Origin of the sequence: Nocardia sp. NPDC127526 (assembly GCF_042672265.1) — a bacterium.
Classification (GTDB): domain Bacteria; phylum Actinomycetota; class Actinomycetes; order Mycobacteriales; family Mycobacteriaceae; genus Nocardia.
This window is the reverse complement of sequence record NZ_JBHXVO010000003.1, coordinates 81,287-98,262: the sequence shown is the minus strand read 5'-3', so window position 1 is coordinate 98,262 and position 16,976 is coordinate 81,287. Positions and strand designations below refer to the sequence as shown.

14 protein-coding genes are annotated in these 16,976 nt (G+C 69.3%); 5 read left to right on the top strand and 9 right to left on the bottom strand.

Annotated elements, in window-relative coordinates; all coding sequences use genetic code 11:
- Nucleotides 1–36 precede the first annotated feature (36 nt).
- Together ACFVIV_RS06590 and ACFVIV_RS06585 are read right to left on the bottom strand one after the other, a co-directional pair.
- Nucleotides 37–1,272 carry a saccharopine dehydrogenase family protein gene (locus tag ACFVIV_RS06590; protein WP_379193793.1) on the bottom strand — a complete coding sequence of 412 codons (1,236 nt, stop codon included), beginning with the start codon at nucleotides 1,270–1,272 and terminating at the stop codon, nucleotides 37–39.
- Complete coding sequence (locus ACFVIV_RS06585; protein WP_379193792.1) at nucleotides 1,269–2,318, bottom strand: alpha/beta hydrolase family protein; 1,050 nt, start codon at nucleotides 2,316–2,318, stop codon at nucleotides 1,269–1,271. The genes ACFVIV_RS06590 and ACFVIV_RS06585 overlap by 4 nt, the downstream gene beginning before the upstream one ends.
- A gap of 221 nt (nucleotides 2,319–2,539) precedes the next feature.
- On the opposite strand from ACFVIV_RS06585, the gene lon reads away from it, so the two are divergent.
- On the top strand, nucleotides 2,540–4,873 hold the full coding sequence (lon, locus tag ACFVIV_RS06580; protein ID WP_379194194.1) for an endopeptidase La: 2,334 nt from the start codon (nucleotides 2,540–2,542) through the stop codon (nucleotides 4,871–4,873).
- Between the two features lie 96 nt (nucleotides 4,874–4,969).
- Here the strand turns inward: lon and ACFVIV_RS06575 are convergent, their stop codons facing one another.
- The gene (locus ACFVIV_RS06575) at nucleotides 4,970–5,962 is read right to left on the bottom strand and encodes an oxidoreductase (protein WP_379193791.1); all 993 of its coding nucleotides are present in this window, start codon (nucleotides 5,960–5,962) and stop codon (nucleotides 4,970–4,972) included.
- Between the two features lie 139 nt (nucleotides 5,963–6,101).
- On the opposite strand from ACFVIV_RS06575, the gene ACFVIV_RS06570 reads away from it, so the two are divergent.
- The gene (locus ACFVIV_RS06570) at nucleotides 6,102–6,938 is read left to right on the top strand and encodes an alpha/beta fold hydrolase (protein ID WP_379193790.1); all 837 of its coding nucleotides are present in this window, start codon (nucleotides 6,102–6,104) and stop codon (nucleotides 6,936–6,938) included.
- Here ACFVIV_RS06570 and ACFVIV_RS06565 read toward each other — a convergent pair whose 3' ends face one another.
- Both ACFVIV_RS06565 and ACFVIV_RS06560 read right to left on the bottom strand, forming a co-directional pair.
- Nucleotides 6,939–7,724, bottom strand: a complete 786-nt coding sequence (locus tag ACFVIV_RS06565; RefSeq protein WP_379193789.1) for an enoyl-CoA hydratase/isomerase family protein — start codon at nucleotides 7,722–7,724, stop codon at nucleotides 6,939–6,941.
- A 52-nt stretch (nucleotides 7,725–7,776) separates the two neighbouring features.
- Complete coding sequence (locus ACFVIV_RS06560; RefSeq protein WP_379193788.1) at nucleotides 7,777–8,865, bottom strand: DNA polymerase IV; 1,089 nt, start codon at nucleotides 8,863–8,865, stop codon at nucleotides 7,777–7,779.
- A 63-nt stretch (nucleotides 8,866–8,928) separates the two neighbouring features.
- Between ACFVIV_RS06560 and ACFVIV_RS06555 the strand changes: the two genes are divergently transcribed.
- Both ACFVIV_RS06555 and ACFVIV_RS06550 read left to right on the top strand, forming a co-directional pair.
- Nucleotides 8,929–9,498 (top strand): TetR/AcrR family transcriptional regulator, encoded by a 570-nt coding sequence (locus ACFVIV_RS06555; protein WP_379193787.1) that lies wholly within the window; start codon nucleotides 8,929–8,931, stop codon nucleotides 9,496–9,498.
- Nucleotides 9,499–9,502: 4 nt separating this feature from the next.
- Nucleotides 9,503–9,979, top strand: a complete 477-nt coding sequence (locus ACFVIV_RS06550) for a PaaI family thioesterase (protein WP_379193786.1) — start codon at nucleotides 9,503–9,505, stop codon at nucleotides 9,977–9,979.
- Here the strand turns inward: ACFVIV_RS06550 and ACFVIV_RS06545 are convergent.
- The 4 genes from ACFVIV_RS06545 to ACFVIV_RS06530 all read right to left on the bottom strand — a co-directional run bounded on the left by ACFVIV_RS06545 (nucleotide 9,924) and on the right by ACFVIV_RS06530 (nucleotide 13,834).
- On the bottom strand, nucleotides 9,924–10,379 hold the full coding sequence (locus ACFVIV_RS06545) for a hypothetical protein (RefSeq protein ID WP_379193785.1): 456 nt from the start codon (nucleotides 10,377–10,379) through the stop codon (nucleotides 9,924–9,926). The genes ACFVIV_RS06550 and ACFVIV_RS06545 overlap by 56 nt on opposite strands.
- A gap of 158 nt (nucleotides 10,380–10,537) precedes the next feature.
- On the bottom strand, nucleotides 10,538–11,476 hold the full coding sequence (locus ACFVIV_RS06540; RefSeq protein WP_379193784.1) for a class I SAM-dependent methyltransferase: 939 nt from the start codon (nucleotides 11,474–11,476) through the stop codon (nucleotides 10,538–10,540).
- Between the two features lie 109 nt (nucleotides 11,477–11,585).
- Nucleotides 11,586–13,466: an ABC transporter ATP-binding protein gene (locus ACFVIV_RS06535; RefSeq protein WP_379193783.1), complete on the bottom strand. Its 1,881-nt coding sequence runs from the start codon at nucleotides 13,464–13,466 to the stop codon at nucleotides 11,586–11,588.
- A 116-nt stretch (nucleotides 13,467–13,582) separates the two neighbouring features.
- Nucleotides 13,583–13,834 carry a DivIVA domain-containing protein gene (locus tag ACFVIV_RS06530; RefSeq protein WP_379193782.1) on the bottom strand — a complete coding sequence of 84 codons (252 nt, stop codon included), beginning with the start codon at nucleotides 13,832–13,834 and terminating at the stop codon, nucleotides 13,583–13,585.
- A 158-nt stretch (nucleotides 13,835–13,992) separates the two neighbouring features.
- Between ACFVIV_RS06530 and ACFVIV_RS06525 the strand changes: the two genes are divergently transcribed.
- Complete coding sequence (locus ACFVIV_RS06525) at nucleotides 13,993–16,896, top strand: FAD-binding and (Fe-S)-binding domain-containing protein (RefSeq protein WP_379193781.1); 2,904 nt, start codon at nucleotides 13,993–13,995, stop codon at nucleotides 16,894–16,896.
- The last annotated feature ends 80 nt before the right edge of the window (nucleotides 16,897–16,976 follow it).

Below are 16,976 nucleotides of genomic sequence, written 5' to 3'. Positions count from 1 at the left end.
GAGATATCGGTGTCGTTCGGTGTGCTGTCCAAGTGTTCACCTCCCGGCGGCGTCGGAGGGTTCCTGTTCTACCAGGTAGATCGGAGTGCCCGGATCCCGCCCGAGGGTGCGGCCGAGGTCGGTGAAGAACCGCGCCGGATCGATGACTTCCTCGGGGGCGTGCACGCCGGGCGTGCGCACGCTGCCGTCGACGACCTGATACATGCCCAGCGCCAAGGGGATTCCGGTCGCGCGGGCCATATCGGTCAGCAGCCCGTGCACCGGGTCCGAGCTCGGGCCGGTCAGGTTCGGGTGGGCGAGCACCGTGCGGTCGCGCCCCTTTTTGGTTCCGGAGACGAGTGCGAAGAACGGCGGCAGATTGCCGGGGCCCGCGGTGCGCAGCGCCGTCGGGATCGATCGCAGGCCGCGCACGATAGTCGGCTTGGTGAGCAGTGCGGCGGCCGTCTCGTTGGTCAGCCGGCCGCTGTCGATATCGCGGCGCAGGGTGTCGAGATAGGCGAGGGTCCAGGGTTTCAGGACCATCAGATTCAGGGCGTCACCGCTGAGTTTCAGACTGCGCCGCAAGGTGATCGGTTCCGGATGACCGATGGAATAGCCGGCGCCGCGCCGACCGCCGGGCAGCGTCAGCGGAATCGGGCGCAGCGGGCGGACTTCCGCCGGGACCCCGTCGCGCACGACGGTGATGACGCCGCTGGCCTGCTGCATCCAATGCACGGCCGCCGCGGTGGGCCTGCCGTCCGGGCCCAGGATCTGTTCCTCCATATCGACCGGCGTCTCGCCCGCGTCGACGGCCCAGGCGGTGTACGCGTCGCGCACGGTGTCGAGTTCGGCGGCGGCGAGGGCGGCGAGCAGATTGCTCATGCCCGGGCTGGCGCCCATGCCGATCACCGCGCACACGCCGTGCCCGCGCGCCGCCGCATCCAGTTCGAGCATCCGAACCGTGGGTTCCCAGTCGTCGCAGATATCGAGGTAGTGGGTTCCGGTCTCGATGGCGGCGCGCAGCACGGTCGGGCCGAAACGGTAATACGGCCCAACGGTATTGAGCACCAGGTCCGCGCCGGACAGCGCGTTCCGCAGCGCGGAGTCATCGGTGACGTCGACTTCGAGTGCCCGCACCGGAACCGGCGAATGCGCCAGTTCCCGCGCCAGCCGTTGGGCGGCCCCGAGATCGCGATCGGCGATGACGATCTCCTCGAGCCCCGCCAGCCCGGCCGCGATCCGCACCGCGACGGCGCCCATGGCGCCCGGCCCACCCAGTGCGAGGACTTTCATTTCGAGCTCCTGACTGTCGAGGGTTCCTGCTGTTCGGCGTATTCCCGCAGGTCGTCCAGATATCCGGGCGCGTACAGCGAACGCGGCGCGAACACCGCGACCAGCACCGATCGCACACCCTGGTCGTTGTCCAGCTCCGCCTTGACGATGTTGTGCGAGGCGTCCGGATACCTCCGGACGGTGAGCAACCCGGCCGGCGCCAATTCCCGGTAGACGCGGGCGGTTTCGGCGACATCCACATTCAGGTCCTGTTCACCGAGCGCGAGCAGCACCGGAATCCGAAGTCGCGGCAGATACTCGCTGACATCGGAGAGGTAGTTCCGACCAGCGAACCGCCAGCGGTCGGCGGACATCGGGTCGTCGTCGATTCCCGCGGCGAGGTACTGCTCATAGGACGCGCCCGCGCGCAGCAACCCCAGCACGGCGGTGCGACGATCATGCGCCGCCACGATCTCGGCCTCGGACGCATTCCGGTGCCGCAGTTCGGCATTGGTGTTGTACTCACCCTGCCGCAACCAGTTGATGGCGGGCCCGGCCAGGATCATGAACTGCAATTCCGGATGCCGCACCGCCACCTCGGGCAGCACCCATCCCGCCTGGCTGATCCCCCACATCCCGATGCGCCGCGGATCGATATCGTCGCGCGCCGCCGCCCAGGCAATGGCGGCCTCGGTCTCCACGGCCCGATCGTGCATGGACTGCTCGAGCCAATTCCCGGGCGCGCCATTGATTCCGGGCTTGTCCCAGGCCAGCGACGCGTACCCGGCCCGCGCGAACGATTCCCAGAGCGGCCGATAGAAGTCGTCGCGACCGGCGTCGGCGGGCCCGTCACCGTGCACGAATACGACGAGTCCGGCGGGACCGCGCTGATCCTCGGGCATCACCAAGGTGCCCTGTAGGTCCTGCCCGGGCCCCGGGATGGTGACCCGTCGCTCGGTGAAGGCGAAGTCGTTCGCGACGACGACCCAGGCCCCCGCGGACAGCGCGAGTGCGATGACGCACCCGGCGGCGATCGACAACCGGAGCAGCCAGGTCTTACGGAACATGGTTCTGATCGTATCAGAAATGATCGTCATAATAATGATCGTTTACATATTGATAGAAATAGCACTTCCCCTTGTTCGCCCGGGGCGAACAGCGGGCTGGAACAAGACCACCGGGGCCGGGGTTGAGTAGGTATCGCTCAACCTTGGAAGGGGTCGAAGTCGTGACAACACCACAGAACCTGCCGGTCCTGTTCCTGACCGATCCGATCGTGCTGCCCGGCATGATCGTGCCGATCGAGTTGGACGAATCCGCGCAGGCCGCTATCGATGCCGCGCGGGCGGGCAAGGTCAACCAGGTGTTGGTCGCGCCGCGGCTGGACGAGGGCTACGCCACCTACGGCGTGGTCGCCACCATCGAACAGGTGGGGCGCATGCGCGGTGGCGCGCCCGCCGCCGTGCTCAAGGCCGAGGGCCGCGCCAAGATCGGGCACGGGGTGACCGGCCCGGGCGCCGCGCTGTGGGTGGAGGCCGAGCCCGTCGAGGCGCCCGCCGCCGACGGCCGCACCACCGAGCTCGCGGCCGAATACAAGAAGCTGGTCGTCGCCGTCCTGCAGCGCCGCGAGGCCTGGCAGGTCATCGACGCCGTGAACCAGCTGTCCGAGCCGTCCGCCATTGCCGACACCGCCGGGTGGGCGCCGTACCTGAGCAATGAGCAGAAGCGGGAACTGCTCGAAACCGTCGACACCACGGTCCGTTTGACCAAGCTCATCGAGTGGACCAAGCAGCACATCGCCGAGACCGAGGTCAGCGAGAAGATCAGCGAGGATGTGCGCGAGGGCGTCGAGAAGAGCCAGCGCGAATTCCTGCTCCGCCAGCAGCTCAACGCCATTCGCAAGGAGCTGGGCGAGGACGAGCCGGACGGCGCCGACGACTACCGCACCCGCATCGAGAACGCCGACCTGCCCGAGGACATTCGCGAGGCCGCGCTGCGCGAGGTGGGCCGGTTGGAGCGGGCCAGCGATCAGAGCCCGGAATCGGGCTGGATCCGCACCTGGCTGGACACCGTCCTGGACCTGCCCTGGACCGTGAAAACCACCGACAGCACCGATGTCTCGGCGGCCCGCGCGGTGCTGGACGCGGATCATCACGGCCTGGACGAGGTCAAGGACCGCATGGTCGAGTACCTGGCCGTGCGCGCCCGCCGCGCCGCCCGCAATCTGGAGGTGGTCGGCGGCCGTGGCTCCGGCGCGGTGCTGGTGCTGGTCGGCCCGCCCGGCGTGGGCAAGACCTCGCTGGGTGAATCGGTCGCCCGCGCGCTGGGCCGCAAGTTCGTGCGCGTCGCCCTGGGCGGCGTCCGCGACGAGGCCGAGATCCGCGGTCACCGCCGCACCTATGTCGGCGCCCTGCCCGGCCGCATCGTGCGCGCCATGAAGGAGGCCGGTTCCATGAACCCGGTCGTCCTGCTGGACGAGATCGACAAGGTCGGCTCGGACTTCCGCGGCGATCCCGCGGCGGCCCTGCTCGAGGTTCTGGACCCGGCGCAGAACCACACCTTCCGCGACCACTACCTGGATCTGGACCTGGACCTGTCCGATGTCCTGTTCATCGCCACCGCCAATGTCATGGAGACCATTCCCGGCCCGCTGCTGGACCGCATGGAACTGATCACCGTGGACGGCTACACCGAGGCGGACAAGGTCGCCATCGCCCGCGACTTCCTCATTCCGCGGCAGTTGGAGCGCAATGCCCTGACCGCCGAGGAGGTTTCGATCACCGAGGAGGCGCTGCGCGAGATCGCCGCCAACTACACCCGGGAAGCCGGTGTGCGGCAAATGGAACGGCTCATCGCCAAGGCGCTGCGCAAGGCGGCGACCAAGCTGTCGGAATCGGCGGATCTCGCCGACTCCGAAAGCCTGGGCTACGACAAGGATCTGGGTTACGACACCGGTTCCATCGTCATCGGCCTGGACAACCTGACGGAGTTCCTGGGCCGTCCCCGCTTCACCCCGGATTCGGTGGAACGCACCGCGGTCCCCGGCGTGGCGACCGGTCTGGCGGTGACGGGCGCCGGCGGCGATGTCCTCTACATCGAGGCCAATGCGGCCGAGGGCGATCGCTCGCTGACCCTGACCGGCCAGCTCGGCGACGTCATGAAGGAGTCGGCGCAGATCGCCCTGACCTACGTCCGCTCCCACCTGGAGGAGATCGGCATCGAGCCGAAGGTGCTGGATCGCAATATCCACATCCACTTCCCGGCGGGCGCGGTCCCGAAGGACGGTCCGTCCGCGGGCGTCACCATGGTCACCGCCCTGGTGTCGCTGGCCCTGGGCCGGCAGGTTCGCGGCGATGTCGGCATGACCGGCGAGGTCACGCTGAACGGCCGCGTCCTGCCCATCGGCGGCGTGAAGCAGAAGCTGCTGGCCGCGCAGCGCGCCGGACTGAAGACCGTCTTCATCCCGGCCCGCAATGAACCGGATCTCGACGAGGTCCCGGCCGAGGTGCTGGCCGCCCTGGATGTGCGCCCCGTCGCCGACGTGGCCGACATCCTGGCCTACGCCATCGAACCGGTCATCGAGTCCGAGCTCGACCGTCCGGCCCTGAGCGCCACCGCCTGACGGGCGGGACGCGATAGCACAACCGAATAGCAACGGACCGCGCTTGTTTCACATGAAACCGAAACCCGCGCGGTCCGTTCGTATTTCGTGGCCGTCTCAGAACTCCCCGGCCACTCCGAGCACGGTGCGCCCGGAGTGGGTGCCCTCCAGGATGGAGCGGAGCACGGATTCGGCCTCGGTGATGGGCGCGTAGTTCTCGAGCAGGCTCAGATGCGCCGGCTTCAGGTCCTTGCCGAGGCGGGCCCACAGTTCGCGGCGGGCCGCGATGGGCATATGGGCCGAGTCGATGCCGAGCAGGGAGACCCCGCGCAGGATGAACGGCATGACGGTGGTCGGGAGCTCCGGACCACCGGTGAGACCGCTGACCGCGGCCGCGCCGCCGTACTTGATCGTGCTGAGAATGTGGGCGAGCGACTGGCCGCCGACGCTGTCCACCGCCGCGGCCCATTGCGCCTTGCCGAGCGGGCGCAGCTTCTCGCCTGCGGCGGGCAGGCGGCCGATGACCGAAGCGGCGCCCAGGGTTTCGAGGAGTTCGCCGGCGCCGATCTTGCCGGTGGAGGCGACCACCTCGAAGCCGAGACCGGACAGAATGTCCACCGCCACACTGCCCACGCCGCCGGTGGCGCCGGTGACGAGAACCGGACCGGCGGCCGGGGTCAGGCCGTGGTCGAGCAGGGCTTGCACGCTCATGGCCGCGGTGAACCCCGCCGTGCCGATGGCGGCGGCCTCGCGGGGCGTCAGGCCCTCGAGCTTCACCACCCATTCGGCCGGGACCTTGGCGTACTCGGTGTAGCCGCCGTGATGCGAGACGCCCAGCTCATAACCGTGGGCCACGACCAGATCACCCGGGGCGAAGTCCGGATTCCCGGAGGTGACCACCTCGCCGGTGAGATCGATGCCCGGGATGAGCGGATACTCGCGAATCACACCGCCCTTGGGGGTGATGGCCAGGCCGTCTTTGTAGTTCGCGCCCGAGTAATGAACCTTGATCGTCACATCGCCGGGCCCATGGAAGTCGTCGTTCACCGTTTCGCGGATGAGTGCGATACCGCTGTCCGTTTCGTGGGCCACCATCGCCTGGAACTCCATTGACCGAGCATAAGACCGGCGCTGCCGGCCAGGCCCGTCTTGCGATGGATTCACAGCTTTACCTCGCGCGTAATCGCTTTCGTTCCCGGGCTCCGGCAGTCTGAGATCAGCAAGCGAAACGCTAAGGAGCGCAGCAGATATGGGATTCTTCCAGACCACCGACGGCACCACCCTCGCCTATGAGGACTACGGCACCGGCACGCCGCTGCTGTTCGTGGCGGGCTGGTCGCTGCACAGCGATATGTGGGAGTACCAGGTGCCGTTCTTCCTGGAGCAGGGCTATCGCTGCGTGCTGGTGGATCGCCGCGGTCACGGCCGGTCGGACCGGCCGTCCACCGGCTACGACGTGGACACCCGCGCCGACGATCTGGCGGCGTTGATCGAGCATCTCGACTTGCAAGCGCAGGGAGGTGGAGCGGACGTAATCTTGGTCGCGCATTCGGCGGGCGGCGGTGAGGTGGTGCGCTACCTGGCCCGGCACGGGCAGGACCGCATTGCGCGAATCGCCTTGCTGGCGCCCGCCATTCCGTTCATGTGCCAGACCGCGGACAATCCGGCCGGCGTGCCGCGGGCGGCGCTGGAGGCCTCGCAGGCGCAGTTCCGCGCCGACCGGCCGAAGTGGTACGCCGACCGGGGGCAGGGCTACTTCGCCACCCACATGGGAACCGGTGTGTCCCAAGCGGTCATGGATGCGGAAATGCAGCGCTGCATGCAGGCCGCGCCGTATGCGGCGCTGGTCATGCAGCGCGAGATCTTCACCGCCGACCATCGGGCCGACGTCGCCGCCCTCACGCTGCCCGTGCTGCTGCTGCACGGCATTCCGGACCAGTCGATCCCCATCGACGTCGCCAGCCGGCAGGCCGTCAAGCTGGTGCCGCATGCGGTCTACAAGGAGTACCCGGATGCCGGGCACGGCCTGTACATCAGTCATGCGGCGCAAGTGAACGCCGACATTCTCGAATTCCTGAAGAGCTGATCAGGCGAACTTGGGCGCCCGCTTGCCCAGGAACGCGGCGATGCCCTCGGCGCCGTCGGCCGATTCCGCGCAGTGCGTGATGAACGCGGCCTCGGTGCCGAGCTGTTCTTCGAGGGTGTGCTGCGAGGACACCAGCAGCAGCTTCTTCACATTGGCATTGGACAGCTTGGGGCCGCTCGCGAACTGCTGCGCCAGTTCCTCGACGGCTCCGGCGAGTTCGGCATCGGGCACCACCCGGTGCAGCAGCTGCCAGTCGAGCGCCTCGTTCGCGGTGAGCACCCGGTTGGTGAGCATGAGGTCCTGGGTGCGGCGCACGCCGATCAGGCGCGGCAGATAGTAGGACGCGCCGCCGTCGGGGCTGAGCCCGACCTTGGTGTAGGACATGGTGAACGACGCGGATTCGGCCGCGACCACCAGATCACCGGCAATGGCCAGGCTCAGGCCCGCCCCGGCGGCGGTGCCGTTGACGGCGGTGATGAGCAGCGCGTCCATGCGCGCGAACGAGGACACCGCGTGGTGCAGGGTCTCGGCCAGCTTGTCGATGAACGCGCCGGTGTCGTCGGCGGCCGCCATGGCCCGCACGTCACCGCCGGCGGAGAAGAACTTCCCGGCCCCGGTCAGCACCACGACCTTGACGGCCGGATCATCGGAGCAGTAGGCGGCGGCCTGCGCCAGCTCATCGGCCAGGGCCTGATTGATGCCGTTGGCGGCATTGGGCCGGTTGAGGGTGATGCGGGCAATGGGCCCGTCCTGCGCGAACAGAATGTTCTCGTACTGGTGGGTCATCGAATGGGTGCCTTCCGTCGGATGCCTGACCACAGCATGTCAAACGCGTCGATCACCGCATGCCCGGGGCGAATTCGACGCGCACGCCGAGCAATCGGATGGGCCGGTCCAGCTCGAACCGGTGCAGGACCTCCAGCGCGGTCCGCACGACCTCGTCCACATCGGCGGTGGGCCGCGGCAGCTTGCGTTGTTTGGTGCGGGTGAAGAACGTCTTGGTCCGCACCGTCACCCCGACCCGTCCGATGGCGCGCCCGTCCGCGAAGGTGTCCTCCGCGACCTGGGCGGCCAGCCGGGCAATGGCCGCGTCGAGGTCGGCGATCTCGGTGAGATCCTCGGGAAACGTCTCGGACCTGCTGTGTCCCACCGGTTCCCGGGGTTCGGCGATATCGGTGTCACCCGCACCGTGTCCGAGTACCCACAGATACGGTCCGGTATTGGGCCCGAATTCCGCCGCCAGCCGCTCCCGGTCCGCCGCCGCCAGATCGGCGACCGTCTCGATGCCCAGGGCGCTCATGCGTTTCGCGATGCGCGCCCCGATCCCCCACAGCGCCGTGGTCGGCCGGTGCGCCATGAGCTCGACCCAGTTGTCGGCGGTGAGCCGGAAGATGCCCGCCCCGCCCGCGGCCTCCGCCGCGGCGTCGCCGGATTTGCCCACCGCCTTGGCGAACCCGGTGGCGAGTTTGGCCCGGGTCTTGTTGTCCCCGATGCCGACCGCGCAGGTCAGCCCCAATTCTTCGATGGCCGTGCGAATCTCGCGCGCCAGCTGCTCCGGATCATCGGTATCGGCGGCCAGGAAGGCTTCGTCGAAGCCGAGCACCTCCACCCGCCCCGGAAAGGTCCGCAGCAGCGCCATGATCTCCTCGGACGCCTCCGCGTAGGTGGCCAGATCCTGCGGCAGGAACACCCCGTCCGGGCAGATTCGCAGGGCCGTTCGCAAGGGCATCCCGGCCCGCACCCCGAAGGCCCGCGCCGGATAGGACGCGCAGGACACCACCTTCCGCGGTTCGGCCGGATCTCCGTTCCCGCCCACGATGACCGGCTGCCCGCGCAGTTCCGGATGCCGCCGGAATTCGACCGCGGCCTGGAATTGGTCGAGGTCGACGTGCAACAGCCAGCGCGCCACCCCTCCGTCATACCGCATGGTCTGCCGAAATGTCGGGAAAGGGGGTTGTGCTGCCCGCCGAAACAGAACTAAATTCTGGGCATGAAGATTCGAGATCGGTTGCTGCTGGCGGCCGAACGCCAGTTCGCCGAACAGGGGACTCTCGATGCCACGCTCACCCAGATTCGCGCCGCGGCCGGAGCCAGTGTCGGCGCGCTGTATCACCACTTCCCGGACAAGGCCGAGCTGTACCGGCAGGTGTGGGCCTTCGCACTGGAGGACTATCAGCGCCATTTCTGGGCGGCGGTGCGCGACAGCGCCGACGCCGAGGCCGGGGTGCGCGCCGGCGTCACCGAGCATCTGCGCTGGGTGAGCGAGAACCAGTACCGCGCGAAGGTGCTCACCTCCGCCCGGCCGCCGGGCGTGCGCGACAGCGACGGCAATCGGGAGTTCATGCGCGGCGTCGCCCGCTGGTGGCGTACCCACGCCGGCTACGGCGCGGTGCGTGAACTCGACTTCGACCTGCTCTACGCGCTGTGGCTGGGTCCCGCGCAGGTGTACTCGCGGCACTGGCTCGGCGGTGAATTCGTCACCGCGCCGATCGAGGTGGCCCCGCAGCTGGCCGACGCCGCCTGGCAGGCGCTCCGAACTCCCGAACCGACCGGAAAGTGAAGTGATGACTGTAGAACTGGATCTCGACCTGGGCCGGAAAGTCCTTGCGGCCCAGCCGTTCAGCCAGTTGGTCGGCGCGGAGCTGACCGCATTCGGCAATGGCCGCGCCACTCTGGAGATTCCCATCCGGCCGGAGCTCGGCCAGCAGTTCGGGTATGTACATGGCGGCGTCCTGGCCTACGCGGCCGACAATGCCCTCACCTATGCGGCGGGCACGGTGCTCGGCGCGAATGTGCTGACCGGTGGTTTCACCATCACCTATCTGCGCCCGGCCGCGGGGGCGCGATTGCGCGCCGAGGCCACCGTCATCGATGCCACGCGCCGCCAGGCCGTCTGCCGCTGCGAGATATTCGCCGACAGCGCCGCGGGCGAGGCGGTGCTCTGCGCCGTCGCGCAGGGCACCGCCCGCAGTGTGGAACGAGAGCTCAACGGGAACGGCGGAACCAGTTCAGCGGGGAGCGATACGCATAGCGCGCCTTGACCGTTCCGGTCTCCACCTGTCCCTGCACCCGGATCAACGGAGCGCCCGGGAAGCGCGGCAGCGTCACCTTGTTCGTCACGGTGCCGCCGCCGCGTTGCACGCCGTCCAGGTCGATGCGCCAGCCCCGCGGCACGATCATGACGATCGCCCCCGCTCCGGCGCGCACGTGCACGTCGATCTCGCGCCGCACGCAGTGCGCCCGCGTGAAGTCGATCACCAGTTTGCCGGAAACCGACTCGGCGAAAAGAGTTTTCGGTACGGTCCACTGGTCGTCGGTGCGCGCCGTCCCGCCGTCGACCCGCAGCCGCAGCGGTGGTTCCTCCACCGGCTGCCGGGGACGCCCGGAGACGGGCATGCGCCAGAGCGCCTCAGGGCGTGACTGTGCTGTGGTACGGCTCACCGAAACTCCTTCCCCGGCATGTGAAACGATGATCTTGGCGATGCCAGGGAAGTCGAATTATGCCGTACAGCTGGACTTTTCGGACCTTCCGGTGTCTAACAGTACGGTCACATCCCGATGTCGCTCCGGCCGCGAGCGCCGCGGCGGCGGATGCGGATTCAGCGACGGCCCAGGTGCACGGTGACCGCGCCGAGCAGGTAGACGTCCTCGCGCTTGCCGATGTACGTGTCGGCCGCCGGATCGAGCAGCGCCTCGAGGGTCGCGCGATCCGCCGCGCCGAGTTCCTCGCCCACGTGCTCGCGCATGGAATCCAGCCGGGCCGTGACGGTTTCGCGAATCGCGGGGGTGGCGGGGGCCGGATGATCGGTGAGGACGCTGAACGAGGTCACCGCGTCGAGACCAGCCTTGGCCAGGGCCGTGCCCCAGCCGTAGGGCATCGGCACCGCCTCCGGGATCTCGGCGCGCATGCGGCCGAAACGCTCATCGCGCAGCGCCAGCAGCCGATCCTCCAGGCCCGGCGTGCCGACGCCGAGATCCCAAGGCAGGCAACGGGTCGGCAGCCCGCCCTCGGCCAGGGCCAGCCACCCGCCGGGCCGCACCAGCTTCGCCAGCCGGTCCACCCCGTCCTGCTGATCGGGCAGGTGATGCACCATGCGCGAGGCCCACACCACATCGGCCGCGGGCACGGTGCGCACCACCTCGTCGGAGGTGGCGTCCACGAGCAGGGTTTCGATCGTGACCCGGTCGTCGTCGCCGAGGGTGGTCTCCGCCGCCTTGCGGGCCACCTCGAGCAATTCCGGCACCGCGTCGGCAATGATCAGCCGCCCGCCGCCGCGCCCGGCGAGCTCACGCGCGAAGGCGGCGCTCTGTCCCCCGGCGCCGGCGCCGATATCCACGATCGTGGGCCGCTCGCCGTCCACGCGCGGCAGCCCGATCAACCGTTCCGCGATGCGCGCCGCGGCGGTCTCCGCCATCGCGTCGTCCTGCTGCAGGTGGGCGATCTTCGCGGCCCAGTCGATGCCGTCCCGGGTATGCCCGTGGCCGTGTCCGTGCGAGTGCCCGTGCCCATGCGAATGCCCGTGAGTATGTGCGCCCATGCTCTCGACGTTATCCGCGAGAGTCGGCGGCGGACTACTTCTTTTGCCGGTCCGGCAAACGCGCCACGCGGAGAGCGCGACGCGTTGCCCGCCGGTCCGGCTTTCCGCCCTAAGCGGCGGCCGGTTCGCTGACGTCGGCGAACTGGGTGCGGTACAGCTCGGTGTAGCGGCCGCCCGCGGCCAGCAGCTGGGTGTGGGTGCCGCGCTCCACGATGCGCCCGTGCTCGAGCACCACGATCTGGTCGGCATTGCGGATGGTGGACAGCCGGTGCGCGATCACCAGCGCGGTCCGTCCGGCGAGGGCTTCGCCCAGCGCCTCCTGCACGGCCGCCTCGGAGGTGGAGTCCAGGGAGGCGGTGGCCTCGTCGAGGATCACCACGCGCGGCTGCTTGAGCAGCAGCCGGGCAATGGTCAGCCGCTGCCGCTCGCCGCCGGAGAGCCGGTAGCCGCGCTCCCCGACCACGGTGTCCAGCCCATCGGGCAGAGCGGCGATGAGATCGCGTAACCGGGCCCGCTGCAAGGCGTCCCACAGCTCCGCCTCGGTGGCCTCGGGCCGGGCCAGCAGCAGGTTGGCGCGAATGGTGTCGTGGAACAGATGCCCGTCCTGGGTGACCAGGCCGACGGTGTCCTGGATGGAGCGGCCGGTCAGCGTCCGCACATCCGCGCCGCCCAGGCGCACCGCGCCGGAGTCGATATCGTAGAGCCGCGAAACCAGTTGGGCGATGGTGGATTTCCCGGCCCCGGAGGAACCGACCAGTGCCACCATCTGCCCGGGTTCGGCGCGCAGCGAGACCTCGTGCAGCACTTCCTCGCCGCCGCGGGTGTCGAGGGTCGCCACATCCTCCAGCGAGGCCAGCGACACCTTGTCCGCGGACGGGTAGCCGAAGCTCACCCGATCCAGCTCCACCGACACCGGCCCGTCCGGAACGGATTTCGCATCGGGCGCGTCCTCGATGAGCGGCTTCAGATCCAGCACCTCGAAGACCCGCTCGAAGCTCACCATGGCCGACATGATGTCCACCCGGGCGCTGGCGAGCGCGGTGAGCGGCGAGTACAGCCGGGTCAGCAGCAGCGAAAGCGCCACCACCGCACCGGGTTCCAGCCTGCCTTTCAGCGCCAGGTAGCCGCCGAGCCCGTACACCAGCGCCAGGGCCAGCGCCGACACCAGCGTGAGCGCGGTGACGAACATGGTCTGCAGCATGGCGGTGCGCACCCCGATATCGCGCACCCGCCCGGCCCGCACCGCGAATTCCGCGGACTCCTGGCGCGGCCGGCCGAACAGCTTCACCAGGGTCGCGCCCGGGGCGGAGAAGCGCTCGGTCATCTGCGTGCTCATGGCCGCGTTCAGCCCGCTGGCCTCGCGCTGAATGGTGGCCAGCCGCTCACCCATGCGCCGCGCGGGCAGGATGAACACCGGGAGCAGCACCAGCGCCAGCAGCGTGATCTGCCAGGACAGGCGCAGCATGACGACCAGGGTGAGCAGCAGCGTGACCACATTGGTGACCACGCCCGACAGTGTGGAGCTGAAGGCCCGCTGCGCCCCGATAACGTCATTGTTGAGCCGGCTCACCAGTGCGCCGGTCCGGGTGCGCGTGAAGAAGGCGATCGGCATCTTCTGCACGTGATCGAAGACGGCCGTCCGCAGATCGAAGATCAGTCCTTCCCCGATGCGGGACGACAGCCACCGGATGACGAGTCCGAGCCCGGCGTCCAGCACCGCCACCACCGCGATGATCACCGCCAGCATGATCACCGTGCGCGCGGCGCCGCCGCCCACGATGGCGTCGACCACCTCGCCGGCCAGCACCGGGGTGGCCACCGCCAGCAGCGCCGAGGCGATGCTGAACACCAGGAAGGCCGCCAGTCGCCGATGGTGCGGCTTGGCGAACGCCAGAATCCGCCGGGCGGTCACCAGCCGCAGCGGCCGCTGCTCGGTCGGCGCGTTCATCTGCCGGTACAGCTGATTCCACGCCACGGATTCCATACTCATCCCGCACTCCTCACCGTCGGAGCTCCATCGAACCCCAGGCCACCGACACTAAGACCTCAACAATGGTTCAGATCAAGTGCTTCCGGCGGGCGGCGGAGTTCGCCCAGAGCGAACCGCTATCCGGCGAGGGTCCGTTCGACCACGTCCAGAAACGCGTCCACTTCGGTCTCGTCGTAGCCGCGCTGCCCGAACGGCGGTCTGCGGAACGCGGCCTCGCGCACATCGGCGGCGGTGAGATGGTCGGCGCCGCGCAGGGTGGCCTCCACCCGGTCGAGGAAGGCGTCCACATCGCTCTCGCGATAGCCGCGCACCCCGAACGGCGGCTTGCGGAAGGCCACATCGTGGACATCGTCTGCGGTGAGACTCATATATGCCCCCTCGGACGGGTGGATTGATCCATTGTGGTCGCCCCGCGGCCCGTGTGCGGTGCATTCGCCGAGAGCCGAATCGCAGGAATGCATTCGACGTGACCAGGAGCGCGCCGGACGACGAGGAGATCCGCCGGCCAGGCGCTTAGGCTGGCCGCGTGACCGATTCGGTGGAGCGGGCCGGTGTCGCGCCGGTAGAGAAGGCGCGGGTGGAGCAGGCATTGCGCGGCGTGCTCGCGGGCGAGGTCGATGCCTCACCGCGCCGCCGCGCCGAGTACTCGTCGGATGCCTCGAACTACCGTCTGCCGCCCACGGCGGTGGTGTTTCCGCGCGATGCCGCCGATGTGGCGGCGACCCTGGCCTTCGCGCGCGCCGAGGGGCTGGCGGTCACCGCCCGGGGCGGCGGAACCTCGGTGGCGGGCAATGCCATCGGGCCCGGACTGGTGCTGGACTTCAGCAGGCATATGAACGCGATTCTCGACGTCGATACCGAGCGGCGCAGCGCACGGGTGCAACCCGGCGTCGTCCTGGCGGCGCTGCAACGCCGGGCCGCACCACACGGGCTGCGTTTCGGGCCGGATCCCTCGACGCAGAATCGGTGCACGCTCGGCGGGATGATCGGCAACAATGCCTGCGGCCCGCGCGCGGTGGCCTGGGGGCGCACCTCCGACACCGTGCGGGAGTTGCGGATTCTCGACGGCGGCGGCGTGGAGCGGCGGCTCGGAGCCGACCTGTCCGCAGTCCCGGGACTGGACGCGTTCACCCGCGCGAATCTCGCGATGATCCGCACCGAACTCGGTCGCTTCGAGCGGCAGGCCTCCGGCTACGGACTGGAACATCTGCTGCCGGAACGGGGTTCGTCGATCGCCAAGGCCTTCGTCGGCACCGAGGGGACCTGTGGCCTGCTGCTGGAGGCGACGGTCGAGCTGGTGCCGGTACCGGCCGCCACCGTGCTGGTGGTGCTGGGCTATCCCGATATGCCCAAGGCCGCCGACGATATCGCCGCCGTCATGGCCGTCGGGCCGATCGCGGTCGAGGGGATGGACGCGCGCCTGGTGGATGTCGTGCGCACCCATCGCGGCGCGGTGCCGGACCTACCGCGCGGCGGCGGCTGGCTGCTGGTCGAGCTCGCGGCCGAGACCGCGGGGGCGGCCCGCGACACCGCCGAACAGCTGCGCCGTTCGGTGCACGCGGTCGACTCCCGCATCGTCGTGGACAAGACCGAGGCGCAAGCACTCTGGGGTATTCGCGCCGACGGGGCGGGCCTGGCGGGCCGCACCCCCGATGGGCATCCGGCCTGGCCGGGCTGGGAGGACGCCGCGGTTCCCCCCGATCGGCTGGGCGACTATCTGCGCGAATTCGAGCAGCTGACCCGCGAGCACGGCGTCGACGGCCTGTTGTACGGGCATTTCGGCGACGGCTGCATCCACGTCCGCCTGGATCTGCCGATAGCCGATGCGCCGCAACGCTTCCGGGCCTTTCTGGAGGACGCCGCCCGGCAGGTGGTGAAATTCGGCGGCTCGCTCTCCGGTGAGCACGGCGACGGCCGCGCCCGCTCGGAACTGTTGCGCTACATGTACTCCGAGGAGGCGTTGCGCGCCTTCGCCGGATTCAAGGCGCTGTTCGATCCCGATAATGTGCTGAACCCGGGTGTCCTGGTCGATCCCAATCCCATCGACACGGACCTGCGCTTGGTGGGTCTGCGTCCGGTGCCCATCGCCGGTGGGTTCGTGTATCCGGAGGACGGCGATATCGCCACTGCCGTGCACCGTTGCGTGGGGGTCGGCAAATGCCGGGCCGACACCCGCGCCTCCGGCGGCTTCATGTGCCCGTCCTACCTGGCCACCGCCGATGAGAAGGACAGCACCCGCGGCCGTGCCCGCGTCCTGCAAGAGGTCGTGCGAGGGGCGCTCGACTGGCGCGACGACGCCGTCGCCGAATCCCTCGATCTGTGCCTGTCCTGCAAGGCATGTCACTCCGACTGCCCGGCCGGCGTGGATATGGCCACCTACAAATCCGAGACCCTGTACCGCCGCTATCGGGGCCGCCCGCGCCCCATCGACCACTACACCCTCGGCCGCCTCCCGCAATGGCTCTCCGCCGCCACCCGCATGCCCCGCGTACTCAACGCCCTCACGGCCGCGGGCCCACTCCGCCGAATCGGCCTGCGCACAGCGGGAATCGACCCGCGCCGACCCGTCCCCACGCTCGCCTCTTCGTCATTCCGGCGTGCTTTCGGCCGGAATCCACAGCGGCGCAGGGTGGATCCCGGCCAACAGCACGCCGGGATGACGGAGGCCGGGATGACGGAGGCTGGGATGACGGAGGCCGGGATGACAGCGGCCGGGATGACAGCGGGCGTCATGTTGTGGGCCGACACCTTCACCGACGCCTTCGACCCCGAGATCGCCTGGGCGGCCGTCGAATTGATCGAATCCCTCGGCCACCGGGTCCGCATCCCGGACCGCCGCGTGTGCTGCGGACTCACCTGGATCAGCACCGGCCAGCTGGACGGCGCCCGGAAACGATTGCGCGCTACCGTGACCGCGTTGTCCGACCACGTCCTGGCGGGCGGCGTGGTGGTCGGCCTGGAGCCGTCGTGCACCGCGGCCCTGCGCGAGGACCTGCCGCGTCTGCTGCCCGGCGACGAACGGGCGGCGGCCGTCGCCGCCGCCGTGCGCACCCTCGCCGAATTCCTCGAAGCGCAGCCCGGCTGGCAGCCGCCCGACCGCACCGGATCGACGGTCATCGTGCAGCCGCACTGCCACGAGCACGCCGTCTCCGGCTTCGCGGCCGACCGCCGCATTCTCGAACGCACCGGCGCGACCGTGACCGAACTCAGCGGATGCTGCGGACTGGCCGGAAACTTCGGCATGCAACGCGGCCACTACGAGGTATCGGTAGCCGTCGCCGAGACCAGCCTGCTGCCCGCCCTGCGCTCCGCACCCCCGGACGCCATCCTGCTCGCGGACGGTTTCTCCTGCCGGACACAGGCCGGTCAGCTCGCGGACCGGCCCGCGCAACATCTCGCCCAGTTCCTGCGTGACCGACGTAACAACTGATTTCGTGCGGTTCGGGTAACTCCTGGGGTACGCCCAGAATTGGTTCGGCACTTACCGCCGGCACGCGTGTGTGTGCGTCA